The 13,502-nt window shown below is 65.2% G+C and carries 12 protein-coding genes; 8 read left to right on the top strand and 4 right to left on the bottom strand.

What is annotated here, in order from left to right; all coding sequences use genetic code 11:
- Nucleotides 1-47 precede the first annotated feature (47 nt).
- Nucleotides 48-1,550 carry an FGGY-family carbohydrate kinase gene (locus HDC34_RS12955; protein ID WP_179557300.1) on the top strand — a complete coding sequence of 501 codons (1,503 nt, stop codon included), beginning with the start codon at nt 48-50 and terminating at the stop codon, nt 1,548-1,550.
- A gap of 32 nt (nt 1,551-1,582) precedes the next feature.
- The gene (locus tag HDC34_RS12950) at nt 1,583-3,214 is read left to right on the top strand and encodes a fucose isomerase (protein ID WP_179557299.1); all 1,632 of its coding nucleotides are present in this window, start codon (nt 1,583-1,585) and stop codon (nt 3,212-3,214) included.
- Nucleotides 3,215-3,276: 62 nt separating this feature from the next.
- Here HDC34_RS12950 and HDC34_RS12945 read toward each other — a convergent pair whose 3' ends face one another.
- Entirely contained in the window at nt 3,277-4,644 is a 1,368-nt protein-coding gene (locus HDC34_RS12945) for an APC family permease (protein ID WP_179557298.1), read from the bottom strand.
- A gap of 535 nt (nt 4,645-5,179) precedes the next feature.
- On the opposite strand from HDC34_RS12945, the gene HDC34_RS12940 reads away from it, so the two are divergent.
- The gene (locus HDC34_RS12940; protein ID WP_179557297.1) at nt 5,180-6,520 is read left to right on the top strand and encodes a hypothetical protein; all 1,341 of its coding nucleotides are present in this window, start codon (nt 5,180-5,182) and stop codon (nt 6,518-6,520) included.
- 334 nt (nt 6,521-6,854) lie between these two features.
- Here HDC34_RS12940 and HDC34_RS12935 read toward each other — a convergent pair whose 3' ends face one another.
- Nucleotides 6,855-8,594, bottom strand: coding sequence for a DUF2075 domain-containing protein (locus HDC34_RS12935; RefSeq protein WP_179557296.1), 1,740 nt, complete (start codon nt 8,592-8,594; stop codon nt 6,855-6,857).
- The gene (locus HDC34_RS12930) at nt 8,581-8,901 is read right to left on the bottom strand and encodes a nucleotide pyrophosphohydrolase (RefSeq protein ID WP_308807364.1); all 321 of its coding nucleotides are present in this window, start codon (nt 8,899-8,901) and stop codon (nt 8,581-8,583) included. Before HDC34_RS12930 ends, HDC34_RS12935 begins: the two co-directional genes overlap by 14 nt.
- A gap of 151 nt (nt 8,902-9,052) precedes the next feature.
- On the opposite strand from HDC34_RS12930, the gene phnD reads away from it, so the two are divergent.
- The 5 genes from phnD to HDC34_RS12905 are packed head-to-tail and all read left to right on the top strand — an operon-like array spanning nt 9,053 to nt 13,103.
- Nucleotides 9,053-9,946, top strand: a complete 894-nt coding sequence (gene phnD / locus HDC34_RS12925; protein WP_179557294.1) for a phosphate/phosphite/phosphonate ABC transporter substrate-binding protein — start codon at nt 9,053-9,055, stop codon at nt 9,944-9,946.
- Nucleotides 9,943-10,794, top strand: coding sequence for a phosphonate ABC transporter ATP-binding protein (locus tag HDC34_RS12920; protein WP_179557293.1), 852 nt, complete (start codon nt 9,943-9,945; stop codon nt 10,792-10,794). Before phnD ends, HDC34_RS12920 begins: the two co-directional genes overlap by 4 nt.
- Nucleotides 10,775-11,617 carry a phosphonate ABC transporter, permease protein PhnE gene (gene phnE / locus HDC34_RS12915; protein WP_179557292.1) on the top strand — a complete coding sequence of 281 codons (843 nt, stop codon included), beginning with the start codon at nt 10,775-10,777 and terminating at the stop codon, nt 11,615-11,617. Before HDC34_RS12920 ends, phnE begins: the two co-directional genes overlap by 20 nt.
- Nucleotides 11,614-12,387 (top strand): tyrosine-protein phosphatase, encoded by a 774-nt coding sequence (locus tag HDC34_RS12910; protein WP_179557291.1) that lies wholly within the window; start codon nt 11,614-11,616, stop codon nt 12,385-12,387. The genes phnE and HDC34_RS12910 overlap by 4 nt, the downstream gene beginning before the upstream one ends.
- Nucleotides 12,384-13,103, top strand: a complete 720-nt coding sequence (locus HDC34_RS12905; RefSeq protein ID WP_308807346.1) for a TetR/AcrR family transcriptional regulator — start codon at nt 12,384-12,386, stop codon at nt 13,101-13,103. The genes HDC34_RS12910 and HDC34_RS12905 overlap by 4 nt, the downstream gene beginning before the upstream one ends.
- Here the strand turns inward: HDC34_RS12905 and HDC34_RS12900 are convergent.
- Nucleotides 13,076-13,348, bottom strand: a complete 273-nt coding sequence (locus tag HDC34_RS12900) for a hypothetical protein (protein ID WP_179557290.1) — start codon at nt 13,346-13,348, stop codon at nt 13,076-13,078. The genes HDC34_RS12905 and HDC34_RS12900 overlap by 28 nt on opposite strands.
- Nucleotides 13,349-13,502 lie beyond the last annotated feature (154 nt).

Below are 13,502 nucleotides of genomic sequence, written 5' to 3'. Positions count from 1 at the left end.
GTAATCGATTGCACTGCCACATCTTTCGAAACCTGGAGGTACCGCCCATGGGTTACACACTCGGAGTCGACATCGGCACGTCGAGCAGCAAGGGCGTGCTCGTCGCCAGCGACGGCACCATCGTCGCGCAGGTGGTGCGCGAGCATGAGGTCGACCGACCCCGCACCGGGTGGGTTGAGATGGACGCCGACATCTGGTGGTCGGAGTTCTCCGACATAGCGCGCGAGCTGGTCGCCTCCCTCCCCGGCGTTGTCGTCGACGCTGTCGGCGTCAGCGGCATGGGACCGTGCGTGCTCCTCGCCGACGACGACGACCGTCCGGTGCGCCCGGCGATTCTCTACGGCATCGACACCCGCGCCTCGAAACAGGTTGCCCGGATGACGCGAGAGCTCGGGGAAGGGGCCATCACCGCGGTCGGCGGCTCGGTGCTCAGCTCACAGGCGGGCGGCCCGAAGATCGCGTGGATAGCGGAGTCGGAACCGGAGCATTGGTCGCAGGCGCGGCGTCTGTTCATGCCTGCCTCATGGCTCGTGCGAAAGCTGACCGGCGAGTACTCTCTCGACCACCATTCGGCGAGCCAGGTGTCACCGCTCTATGACATCGAGGCCGAGCGCTGGCACGCGGAGTGGTGGGACCGCTACGCTGGCTCACTCGAGCGGCCACGGCTCGCGTGGGCAGGTGACGTCGCCGGAGTCATCACCGCCGAGGCGGCCGCCGAGACGCACCTCGCTCCGGGAACCCCGGTCATCACCGGCACGATCGACGCTTGGGCTGAGGCGGCCAGCGTCGGCGCGCTCGAGGTCGGCGACTTGATGGTCATGTACGGCACGACGATGTTCCTCATCGCCACGACGGACGAGACGCACCGCTCACCGTCGATGTGGACCACCGTCGGCACTGTCCCTGGCACTCGCAATCTCGCCGGTGGGCTCGCAACCTCAGGCGCGCTGACGGCGTGGCTGCGGAACCTCACGGGCGCCGAGTACCCGCAGCTCCTCGAGGAGGCGGCCGCCTCGGGCCCTGGTGCGAACGGGCTGCTGACGCTCCCCTACTTCGCGGGCGAGCGTACCCCCATCCAGGACCCGCAAGCTCGCGGCGTCATCGCCGGGCTGACACTCGAGCACACCCGCGGCGACCTGTACCGCGCGGCACTGGAGGCGACAGCTTTCGGCGTTCGCCACAACATCGAGACGATGCGGGAGGCGGGCGCTGCCCTGCAGCGGATCGTTGCCGTGGGCGGTGGAACGCAGGGACAGCTGTGGCTCCAGACCGTCTCCGACGTCTGCGGGCTTCCACAGGAGGTGCCATCGGCGACGATCGGCGCCAGCTACGGGTCCGCGTTCCTCGCCGCGCGCGCGTTCGCCCGTGCGACGGGCGAAGACGGCCTGCCCAGCATCACTGACTGGAATCCACCCACCGAGGTGATCACCCCGAACCCGGCTCTGAAGGACTTCTACGACGGACTCTTCGAGCTCTACCTGCGCCTCTACGGGGACTCGAAGTCCGTCGTCCACGAACTCGCAGCACTGCACCGCGGCGCTCACAGCTGAGCACCGCATCCACCCCCTCTGATCGGAGACCCGTGACCTACACGCTTCCCACCCTGTCCCCCCGCCCAGCTACGACCCCGAAGACCGCATACCTCATCTCATCTGGCGACCTGCGCGAGTCCGCGAACATCGCGGGCTGGCCGGCGCAACTGGAACTCGAGCACGGCGTGACTCGCGCGCTCGAGAACCTCGGCTGGCACGTGCAGCGGGCCAATGACGTCGACCCGAAGACCGGCCACGGGTTCATCTCGAGCCAGCGAATGGGGCTCGACGTGTTCAAGCACATCCCGGTGGATGCCCCACTGATCGTCGCTGAAGCGGTCTGGCAGTACTCGCATCATGTGCTCGCGGGGTTGCGCACCCATCGGGGGCCGATTCTGACGGTCGCGAACTTCAGCGGTGAATGGCCGGGACTCGTCGGGCTGCTGGGGCTGAACGCGTCGCTCACGAAGATGGGCACCGAGTACTCGACGCTGTGGTCCGTCGATTTCGCTGACGAGTGGTTCCTGGATGGACTGCGGTCGTGGACCCAGACCGGGGTGATCGCGCACGACGACTCCCACGTGCATCCCCAGCGGGACCTGCCGGTGAGCGCGGAGCGGGCTGTTGGCGAGGCGCTGGCGGCGAATCTCGCCTCGGAGAAGGCGATCATCGGCGTCTTCGACGAGGGTTGCATGGGCATGTACAACGCGATCATCGACGACGAGCTGCTCAACAAGACGGGCATCTACAAGGAGCGACTGTCGCAGTCGGCGCTGTACGCGGAGATGCTGAAGGTCGAAGATGCGGATGCGGACGAAGCGTTCGCGTGGCTCGTAGACCAGGGCCTCCACTTCCGGTTCGGCTCTGACGACGCGACGCAGCTGACGCGGGAGCAGGTGCAGTGGCAGTTGAAGATGTACATCGCCGCGCTGCGTATCGCGGACGACTTCGGGTTGGACGCGGTGGGCATCCAGTACCAGCAGGGGTTGAAGGATCTTGTGCCGGCCTCCGACCTGGCGGAGGGGCTGCTGAACTCGGCCGACCGGCCGCCGGTGCGTTCGCGTGACGGTGCCCGTGTGCTGCACGAGGGGCGCGCGTTCCCGCACTTCAACGAAGCGGACGAAGGCGTCGCCGTCGACGCGCTCGTCACCGACCGGGTGTGGCGTGCAATGGGTCTTCTGCCGGACAACACGCTGCATGATGTGCGTTGGGGCGAGGACTTCGACGGGCAGTTCGTGTGGGTCTACGAGATCTCCGGCTCGGTTCCTGGCTCGCACTTGGGCGGCTGGTCGAACGCGGAGGCGTGGCGTCAGGACCCGGTGTTCTTCCCTGCCGGTGGGGCGACGATCAATGGATGCTCGAAGCCGGGCGAGGTCGTCCTGAGTCGCGTCTACATCGCGGAGGGCATCCTGCAGGCCGATATCTTCCGCGGATCAGTCGTCGAGCTGCCAGCCGAGGAGACGAAGCGCCGCAAGGAGGCGACGAACCCAGAGTGGCCGATCGCTCACGTGGTGCTGCACGGCATCTCCCGAAACCAGTTCATGGCCCGCCACAAGGCGAACCACGTTCAGTTGGCGTACGCCCCCGACGCGGCGATCGCCGACAAGGCGCTCACCGCGAAGGCTGCAATGTTCGCGGACATGGGCATCAAGGTGCACGTCCTTGGGGCGGTGAATCTCTAGCGGGGCCGCGAGTTGCGGGGTGCGGGCGCCGGGGCGGTTCGACCCGGCGCCCGCGATCGCGTTCAGCGTCGCTTTGGTAGGAACGCACCCAGGGCGAAGAACCCGGCAAGCACGGCACCCCAGATGATCGCGGCGACGATGCCTCCGACGAGGAACGGGAAGTTCCAGATCGCGATCACCAGCACGAGGACAAGCCCGATGCCTCCGGCGAGCGAGGCGACGGTGACCCACGACGAGGCCGTCCCTTCGGCCGCATCCCGCTTCAATCGCGCGCGGAAGGCGACGACGGCGAAGCTCGCGAGGGTCATCATGACGATGACACCCACCGCACCAGCCCCGGAGTACCAGGTGTAGATCTGCAGCACCGGGTCGAGCTGCGCGAGCGCGGAGACGACCACGACGACGGCGGTGATGATCGTCACCCACAGGGATGCGCGTGACGGCGCAGAGTGCTTCGGGTGCACGGCGGCGAGCGTGCGCGGCAGCACGTCCCGCTCCCCCAGCGTGAACAGGTAGCGGGTGACGATGTTGTGGAACGCGAGCATGCACGCGAACATGCTCGTCACGACGAGCACCTGCACGATGTCGGCCATGATCGGCGCGACCACGTCGCCGGCGAGGCCCACGACGACGCCGGCCGGGTCCTCGTTCGAGAGGGCGACCGCGTCGTCGGCACCGAGGCCAGCGATAACGAGCCAGGACGACACGAAGTACAGGGCGCCGACGGCAATGACGGCGATGTAGGTGGCGCGGGGAACGGTGCGCTCCGGGTCGCGGGCCTCGTTGCGGAACACCGCGGTTGCTTCGAACCCGAAAAAGCCGAGGAACGCGAACAGCAGGCCGAGGCCGGGCGTACCCGAGACGGCTTCGCTGACACTGAACGGCAGCGTCGTGAGCTCGCGCCCGGAGGCGAGGACGCCCACGTCGATGACGATGACCGCGACGACCTCGAGCACGAGGACGACGCCGAGCACCTTCGCGGAGAGGTCGATGTTGCGGTAGCCGAGGAACCCAACGATTGCGATCATGAGGGCGGAGATGAACCACCAGGGCACCTGCATCCCGGTCCACAGCTCGAAGAGGTTGCCGGCCTGCACGCCTAGGTAGCAGGTCATCGAGACAGTGAGCAGCACGTAGGAGAGCAGGGCGATGGATGCGGTGCCGAGCCCCAGGCGCCGCCCGAGACCACGGTCGACGTAGGAGTAGAAGGCGCCCGCGTCGGGCACGTGCGGGGTCATCCACGCGTAGCCCACCGAGAAGAGCAGCAGGATCGCGGTGGCGACGAGCACCATGAGCGGCGCCCCGACGGAGCCGGAGACCCCGAAGATGATCGGGAAGTTCGCGGCGACCACGGTGATGGGCGCGGCCGCCGCGATCACCATGAACACGATTCCGGGCACACCGAGCTTGCGGGTGAGTGTCTGCGTCAAGGGGGTGTCCTCTTCTCGGGCGAGCCGGACAAGGGGGCGGGCTCGCGCGGGTACCCCTGAACTTTAGTGGGGTGGCGGAGGAGCGAGCCTCTCACACGGACAACCAGTTCCGCCCCTGAACCGGGGGCGGCACGCGACGCTAATCCAGTAAACATGCGTCAAAATCGGAAAAATCGGACCTCGAAACGACCTTGACCTGAAGTCACGAACCGCTCTGAGAAAACCACGACGTGTCTTCACGCAGTTCAGGGTGCGTGCCTTATCCTACGACCAAACCTTCAGGAGGCCGTTAGTGCTCACTCGGGAAAATCTCGAACCATTTAAGGCTGCGTTGTCCGCAGCGTTGCGGACGACGCGGCAAGCTGACGACGAACTCAGGGGTAGATTCGTTGAACTTCGGCCTGGGATGGTGGGGGCGCTCGAATCTGGGGTGAACCACCTCATCACTGGGCGGCGTGGGGTAGGGAAATCAACCACTCTCGCGGTATTGCAGCACCGAGCCGAGCTGGCCGGTCGCCAGGTTATTTTCGTTGACGTGGAGCAGCACAAGTCTCGAGATTATCCAGACGTGCTCATCGAAATAGTGATCGATATACTTCGAGCGATTAAGCCTACCGGCTGGGGCTCGGCAAAGCGCAAGGTACGCCGAGATTTACGCAGGATAATACCGGTCCTTCAGGCCCTAAGAGATGCTGGACCGGAAGTCACTGAAACGACCGAAAATGCTTCAACAAGCGGTCGCGAGATGCTGGTCACGCTGACAGGGGGAATCGCGCTAAAGTACGCCCAAATCTCAGGCAATGCGATGGCTACCACCAGCCGTCACCTTCGAAAGTCGCTAGTCACAACTAGAACGAGACGAAAAGAGGACTTTCTTAGAGATCTGGCGCCGCAGATTTCGGGCACGCTGGAAGCAGCTGCGAGCTTAGACGGCAGAGAGTCGCTCCTGGTGGTCCTTGACGACTTCTATTTCATAGCGAGAAACACGCAGCCCCTGGTTCTGGACCACTTGCACGGGATCACCAAGAGGAGCAGGGTATGGCTCAAGATTGGAAGCGTCCTCTCGCGAACACAGTCTTACGCGGACGGAGACCCTCCCCTTGGCATGCAACCACCGCACGACCTGCAGCACCTTTCCTTGGACGTGGGCCTCGCCGACTTTGCTACCGCCAAGACTTTCTTGGAAGATGTGACGAATGGCGTCCTTGCTCCAACCTCCCTACGACTGAGGGAGGTCTTGACAGAAACGGCACGCGAGCGGGCAGTTCTCGTAGCGGGCGGCGCCGTGGCTAGAGACTACTTCGATCTTCTGATAGCGGCCGCCGACGCCGGCTGGGAGGAAACTCAACGAAAAGGACTGACCGACAGCTTCAAGATTAGTGCGGAGCACGTGCAAGCCGCAGCCGGGTTAAGACTGCAACGCAAGCAAAATGACCTACGAAACGACGCAGGCCGGGATGCCCCAAAGCTCGACGAACGATTCCAAGACATCGTGAAGTTTGTCCTTGATCGCGAGACGTTCTTTTTCCTTATTCAACGTGACCAGTTAGACAGCGACTGGGGTCGAGAGATCGTCCAACTGGAAGACCTGCGATTCGTGCACAGGATCATGACTGCCCGCCCGAACACCAAGACATGGCGAGGTATTGACACCGTTGTTTTCATGGTGGATATCGCGGCGCTCGTACAGAAGCGAGCCCGGAGAGCGCCGATCGAGTTCTGGAAGCCCGGGAAATCCGATGAGTTAAGGCGCGCCGAGTGGGTCTACACTCCAAATTGGACTACGACGGAGACCATCAAGCACGCCAAGACTCCGCCGAACACACCGAAGACCAACTCGGTCGACCAAGCGCTGGACGGACTGTTGGATATTTGACCTCTCCGGAACCTGTAGATAATCCTCACATGCATCATATGTTCGAACAGGACATCATCACCGCACACCACACAGAAAGGATTGTGGGCAACTAGTTTCAGCTTTCGAAACATCACTACCATGAAGGAATCTTTCGTCTCAATACGTGACGACGGACTTAGGCAATAGCGGGCACGTAAGTTCCGAGAACTTGCAAGACTGCCCTGGATCGAAGACGATCAGTTACGGCATACCGCGCTTCGAGCGAAACTCACCACGACTACTTGCGCCGAGGAGAGCAAGCTAACCCCCGAGTAAAGCCAACAATGCCCAGCCTCGATTCACCCGAGTTTTTCTAGGAGATGGCTCGAGCTACATCAAGGCACAGCATGGGGTCACTTACGTAAAAATACGTCCCTCGAATCCCGCGGGTCATTAGAACCGAGTAGATATTGCGAATGTACTCGAGCAGCTCCGCATCCCCGTACGCCTTGCCGAGGACCTTGTTCGCTTCTTTCCCCTTTTTGTCCCGATACGCAGCTTTGTCCGCGCGAATCTCACCCGTAGCCGGATCGAGTTTCAGATCAGGCCCGATGATGACGCCCGCATAGTTCAGGTCGTAGCCCTGCACCGTGTGGATCGACCCGACCTCCTCCAACGAGTTCGGTGAGTTGATCCAGTCCTTGTCTGTGCTGTTCCAGCGCATCCGCTCGCCGTCGAGCTCGATGTCGAAGACTCCGGGTTTGCCTTTCGACACCCAGTCCCACGCGTACCCAGCGACCATTCGCGAAAGGCCGACTTCAGCATCCCGCTCCCGGATCGCCGCGCGCATCTCCCCCACGTCGTCAAAGAACCGCAGGTCGTACTCTCCGAGATCCGGGACAACAAGGTTCTTCTCACCGCGGAGCATCCGATTCACGAAGCCGATGTAGTCCGACCCCGCCTTCACTCGCATCTGCGTCATCAACGGGTAGTGGCGCTCGTCGCCCCGCACCTCGTCGACCAGCGCCAGCATCGTCTCCCTGGGGAGGTCCGCCGGGCGGACAGTCTGGTTGACGTCCAGCATGCAGATGCTGTGCCGCGACTGCGCGCGCACCCAATCGAGCTGCGTATAGCGGGGGTCATCGGTGCCGAAGAGACGCGCGTTGATCTCCCCGAAGTCCCTGTTCAGGACTCCCGATGGTTGATTCGCGCGCTGGTTGAGTCGGTGAGTCTCATCCACGAACAGGATGTCGAACGGGTCGACGACCTTACCGAGATCAAACGGCGAAAGGACCATCTTGGGGTGGAGGTTCGGGGTCTTCTTGAAGACCTTCTGAATCGAACGACGGAGCGACTGCTGGGGAACAACCAACCCCATCCGCGTGCCCTGAAGCAGCTTCTTGTTCTCCGGGACGAAGAAGTCAGCGAACAGCGTGTTGGACTCGCGCGGCTCGTTCTCATCCCAGTCCCGAATCTCGGCGAGAAGCTTGAGCAGGTAGATCGCAACGATGGTCTTCCCGGTGCCAGGACTCCCCTCGACCACGCTCATCGACCTGACATCACGTTTGAGCTCGAGATCCTCGAACAGGCCCTTCAAGATCTGGTCTGCGGCCAAGGCCTGGTCGCGGGAGAGCGCCTTAAACGGCGATAGCTTGAAGAGGTCGCTGTTCTCGATCTCCGGAATCGTCTGCTCGAAGAGTCCCTCGGCCCGTAGCTGCTCGAAGATCTCCTCGAACGACTCCCGGTAGTCCTCCCGGGAGTAATAGGCGGAATCGGCGACGCCCTCGTTGCCGTTCAGCACCGTGTATTCGCCGTCACCGGCGAACCAGCGGATCAAGTGCGACTCGAGGTCGAGGCAGACTGACTTATTGAACGTGTCGTCGAGAATGATCCGCGCGGAACGCATCCCGATCTTGGTCTCGCTCGCGAGATGCTGCGTCAGTCGACCTTCTGCGCTGATGGTCTCACCGACATAGACCGAGCCGCGACGCGCACCCCGGGGACCATCCAGGACATAGACCACTGGCCAGTTCCGACGCCGCTCGTCAGCCGCCGACCACCGCTGAATCGCATCCGGGCGGAACGGGACGGGCTCGATCTCAAAGCGCGTCATACTTCGTACTCCGCCCCTTGGACAGCTCGACCGGGTACTTCTCTCGCGACTTTGCGAGCTTGGCAATCACGATCTCGTCAAGATCGAGGCCAAGGCGATCCGCGAGCATGAATGAGTAGGTCACGACGTCAGCGAGTTCTTCGCGCACGCGTGCAACGTCGGCATCAGCATCCCACTGGTAGCACTCAAGGAGCTCGGCGGCCTCAATGGAGATGCTCTTCGCCAGGTTCTCCGGGGTGTGGAACTGCGACCAGTCGCGCTCCTCGACGAAGGCTCGGACCTCTTTCGCTGTCTCGTCACTCACCACAGTTCGAACGTACCGCACCGACACCTCGCCCCAACTGTTCACCTCCGCGCTAATTTCCAGTCCACCGGTCTCGTAATTGCCGGTCACCTTCGCGAGTTTGCATACCGGTGTTCTCGAAATCCCGGGAGCATCCCTCGGAAGGACCCCGAACATGCGCCGTTCACCGCTCCTCGCCTTCGGCATCATGGGCGTCAGCGCCCTCGCCCTCACCGGTTGCCAGACGGCTGAGGCCACCGCCGACGACACGACCATCACGATCGCCACGATCCCCCTCGGCGAAGACCCCACGCAGGCCAACCCCATCGACGCCCTCGTCGAGCTCCTCGAAGCCGAGACGGGCTACACGGTCGAGGTCACCGACGTGCCCGACTACCTGAGCGTCGTCGAAGCCATCCGCGCCGACCACGTCGACATGGGCATCATGAGCGGCTTCCCCTCCGCCCTCGCCGTCAACACGGGTGAAGTGGATGCGCTGCTCGCCTGGGAGGGCAGCGAAGACCCCGTCTCCACCTGCGTCGTCCTCAACGACTCCCCCGTGCAGGAACTCACCGACCTCGAAGGCAAGACCGTCGCCTTCGCCGACCAGGCCTCCAGCTCCGGGTACTTCATGCCCGTCCACATGCTTCACGAGGCCGGCCTCGAGCAGGGCACCGACTACGAGGCGATCTTCGCCGGCGGCCACGAGGGCTCCTTCGCGGCCCTCGAACAAGGGCAGGTCGACGCCGCCTGCACCTCCATCATGCTCACCGAGCTCGGCGCACCCATGTTCCCCTTCGCTGACGGCGAGTGGCGCGGCGTCGGCGAGAGCGCGCCCATGCCCGTTATGGGCAGCGTCCTCGGCAGCCCCGAGCTCAGCGACGAGAAGCGCACCATCATCCAGGACGCCATCCAGGCCGTCTTCGTCGAGGAGAACGCCGAGGCCCTCGGCGCCCTCGGCTCGGGGTTCATCGGACTCCCCGTCTCCGTTGACCCCGAGCCCTCCGTCTTCGACGGCTTCGTCGAGATCGCAGGCGTCGCCGGCGTCCAGCTCGAGGACCTCGAATGACGAACCTCGCCCCGGCACCCATCACAAGCACGGCGCCCAACGCCGCAACGAACACCACCAGCGACATGGATGCGCTCGCCCGCCTCCCCCTCGTCACCGTGCGCGGCCTCCGGGTCGCCTACGACGAGACGACCGTGCTCGACGGCGTCGACCTCGACCTGCACCCTGGCGAGATGGTCGCCCTCCTCGGCGCGTCCGGTTCCGGCAAGTCGACACTCATGCGCAGCCTCACCGGCTTCGCCCCAATCACCGGCGGCACGGCACGCGTCGCCGGCCACGATGTCACCAACCTCCGGCGGGGCGAGTTTCGGCAGCTGCGCGCAGGCGTCGGGCAGGTGTTCCAGCAGTTCAACCTCATCCCCCGCCTCAGCGTGCTCACGAACGTGCTCACCGGCACCCTCCACAGCGCTGGCCCCATCAACATCGTCGGCGGCTTCAGCAGCGAGCACCGCAGACGCGCGATGGAGCTGCTCGACCGCGTCGGCATCGCCCACAAGGCGAAAGACCCCGCCCGTTCGCTGAGCGGCGGCCAGCAGCAGCGCGTCGCCATCGCCCGCGCCCTCATGCAGCAGCCGCGGGTGATCCTCGCCGACGAACCCGTCGCATCCCTCGACCCGAAGCTCGCCGACTCCGTGCTCGAACTGCTGCGCGACATCGCCACCCGCGACGGCATCCCCGTGCTCGTCAGCCTCCACGTGCTGCCCCTCGCGCTGCGCCACACCGACCGCATCATCGGCCTCCGCCACGGCGAGATGCTCGTCTCCGCGCCAACCGGCGCGCTCGACGCCGACAAGCTCTCCGTGCTCTACGACGACGAGGAGGCCCACGATGACCACCACCGCGCCTAAGCCGCCCCGCGCATCCACAACGCCCTCACTCACGACCGCCGAGCGCGACCGCCTCGAACGCGCCTTCTCGATCCCGCGAGCGCGCTTCATGCTCGGCATCCCGGTCGCCGTCATCGTGCTGCTGTGGTCGTTCGCGGGCGCCGAGTTCAACTTCGCGAAGCTCGGCGACGGGGCCATCAACATGGGCGAGTTCCTCTCGCGCCTGTTCCCGCCCGACTTCTCGAAGTTCGGCACCATCTTCGCGCTCCTCATCGAGACCCTGCAGATGGCCATCGTCGGCACCGTCCTCGGGGCCGTGCTGTCCCTGTTCATGGCGTTCGCCGCATCGTCGAACATCGCCCCGAAGTGGATGTACTACCCGGCCCGCTGGGTGATGAACATCATCCGCTCGGTGCCCGACCTGGTGTTCGCGCTCATGTTCGTCTCGGCCGTCGGCCTCGGGCCGTTCGCCGGGATCCTCGCCATGACGCTCGGCTCGATCGGCTCCATCGGCAAGGTCTATGCCGAGGCCATGGAATCCGTCGACCGCGGGCCCATGTCCGCCATGCAGGCCGTCGGCGCATCCCGCCGCCAGCTCATCCAGTACGGGGTGCTCCCGCAGGCTGCCCCGCTGCTCGTCTCGTACACGCTGCTGCTCTTCGAAGGCAACGTGCGCGGCGCCACCATCCTCGGCCTCGTCGGTGCCGGCGGCATCGGACTCGAGCTCACCACGGCGATGAAGATGTACGACTACGGACACCTCAGCGCCATCATCATCTGCATCATCGTGCTCGTCACGCTGATCGACCAGGGCAGCGCCCTCATCCGAAAGCGACTCACATGACCGCCACGCTCGACATCACCCTCTCCGCACCCGTCAACCTCCGCGACCTCGGCGGCACCCCCATCGCCGGCGGCACCCTCCGTGAGGGCCTCGCGATCCGCGCCGACGACCTGTCCGTCATCACCGAAGCGGATGCGCGCGAGCTGACCGCGGGCGGGCTCACCTCGGTCATCGACCTGCGCACCGCAGACGAGGTCGCACTCACGGGCCGCGGCCCGCTCGCCGCGCACGCCGTCGCCTACCACCACCTGCCCCTCATGGGCAGCGTCGGCGGAGGCATCCCCACCGCCGACGAGCACCGGAGCGCGCACGCAGGCATGGGCGAGATGTACGCGCTCATGGTCGAGACGGCCGCGCCCCAGCTCGCGACGGCGCTCGGCATCATCGCCGTCTCCCCCGGCGCGACCGCCTTCCACTGCGCGGCCGGCCGCGACCGCACGGGCGTGCTCGCCGCGATGCTGCTCCTCGCGCTCGGCGCAGCGGACGACGACATCGTGCGCGACTACGCGAAGACCGACGCCAACATGGGCGCGATCCTCACCCGCATCGGCCCGACGATGAGCGTGCTGCTCGCGAAGTTCGGCATGGACCTCGAAGAGGTGTCGAAGCTCAACGGGTCCCTCCTCGACGAGGCCGAACCCATGGATGTGTCGATGCGAATCCTGCTCGCGCGTCTCCGCGAGCGCCACGGCGACCCGCTTGCGCCGCTCCGCGCGGCCGGACTCACCGACGCGACCGTCACGCAGCTCCGCGCGAAGGCGCTGGCGTGACGTCTACCGCAACGGCCATGGCGCCCGCATCTGCGGAACGGGATGCGGGCGCCGCGGCGCACCCGGCCGCGGGCGAGGATGCCGAGGCTCGGCGTGGCCCCGGTCGGCCCCGCACCGAGGAACTCGACGGGCAGATCCTCGCCGCTACGCTCGCGATCATCGACGCCGACGAGGCCGTGACGGTGTCGCGGGTCGTCGAGCGGAGCGGCGTGAGTCGGGCGGCCCTCTACCGACGGTGGCCGTCGATGACGACCCTCATCGCGGACGCCCTCGACGTCGGGCGCACGGTGCCCCCACCCCTCGCCAAGCCCGGCGACTTGCGGGCTCGCATCTTCGAGTTCCTGATGGGTGCGTCCGCCGAGCTCGACGAGACCAACTACCCGGACCAGCGGTTCCGGCAGCGCATCCGTCTCGTCATGAGCGACCGTGCCCTGCAGGAGGCCTACTGGGAGTCGCACGTCTCCGTGCGGCGCCGACCGATCGAAGACGCGCTGCGCGCCGGCGTCGCCGAGGGGTCGCTGCGCGCTGACCTCGACGTCGACGCGTGCTTCGACCTCATCGCCGGCATCTTCTACTACCAGCTCGTCGTTCGCGGCGACCGTTTCGACGACCCGGCCGCGCGCGCTCGGTGCCGCGCGGGACTCGAGGTGGCGTGGCGGGGGATGGAGGTGCAGCCGCCGGCGGGGGATCAGATGTCCCAGAGCACAGAGCCGTAATAGTTGTTGAAGCCGCCAGCGGTCTGGGTGTTCTTGACGCAACTGTCGACACCGGTGATGTCCTTGCCAGCGTTCGCGTAGGTGTTCGCCGCGTTGTTGAGGCTGTTCTGGCACTCGTAGAGCGTGCTTCCATAGACCATCTGACGGTGCGTGGCCGCGTTCGCGGCTGGAGCGAGCGCAACGCTGACCCCGCCCAGAAGTCCGGCTGCGACAACAACGGATCCGATTTTCTTCCGAAGGCTCATGAGTTCTTCCTTTCTTCGAGATGCAGCCTCACAGCAGGTGGGCCGCAGTCGTTCTGAAGGGTCGAGCCTTTCGCGCCCGCATGAGCGTTTCCTCCATCGAAGCACCGAAGTTGCGCTGAAGCCACCGGCGGCCCCCCGCAGGGCGCAGCCGCTG

This window comes from Pseudoclavibacter sp. JAI123 (assembly GCF_013409665.1).
In the GTDB taxonomy this organism is placed as follows: domain Bacteria; phylum Actinomycetota; class Actinomycetes; order Actinomycetales; family Microbacteriaceae; genus Pseudoclavibacter.
The sequence above is the reverse complement of the archived record's forward strand: the minus strand, read 5'-3'. Positions and strand labels throughout refer to the sequence as shown.

Coding starts and splice junctions, on each gene's coding strand:
- HDC34_RS12910 (WP_179557291.1), top strand. CDS start 11,614: ATGACCGCCACGCTCGACATCACCCTCTCCGCACCCGTCAACCTCCGC.
- HDC34_RS12935 (WP_179557296.1), bottom strand. CDS start 8,594: ATGACGCGCTTTGAGATCGAGCCCGTCCCGTTCCGCCCGGATGCGATT.
- phnE (WP_179557292.1), top strand. CDS start 10,775: ATGACCACCACCGCGCCTAAGCCGCCCCGCGCATCCACAACGCCCTCA.
- phnD (WP_179557294.1), top strand. CDS start 9,053: ATGCGCCGTTCACCGCTCCTCGCCTTCGGCATCATGGGCGTCAGCGCC.
- HDC34_RS12955 (WP_179557300.1), top strand. CDS start 48: ATGGGTTACACACTCGGAGTCGACATCGGCACGTCGAGCAGCAAGGGC.
- HDC34_RS12920 (WP_179557293.1), top strand. CDS start 9,943: ATGACGAACCTCGCCCCGGCACCCATCACAAGCACGGCGCCCAACGCC.
- HDC34_RS12900 (WP_179557290.1), bottom strand. CDS start 13,348: ATGAGCCTTCGGAAGAAAATCGGATCCGTTGTTGTCGCAGCCGGACTT.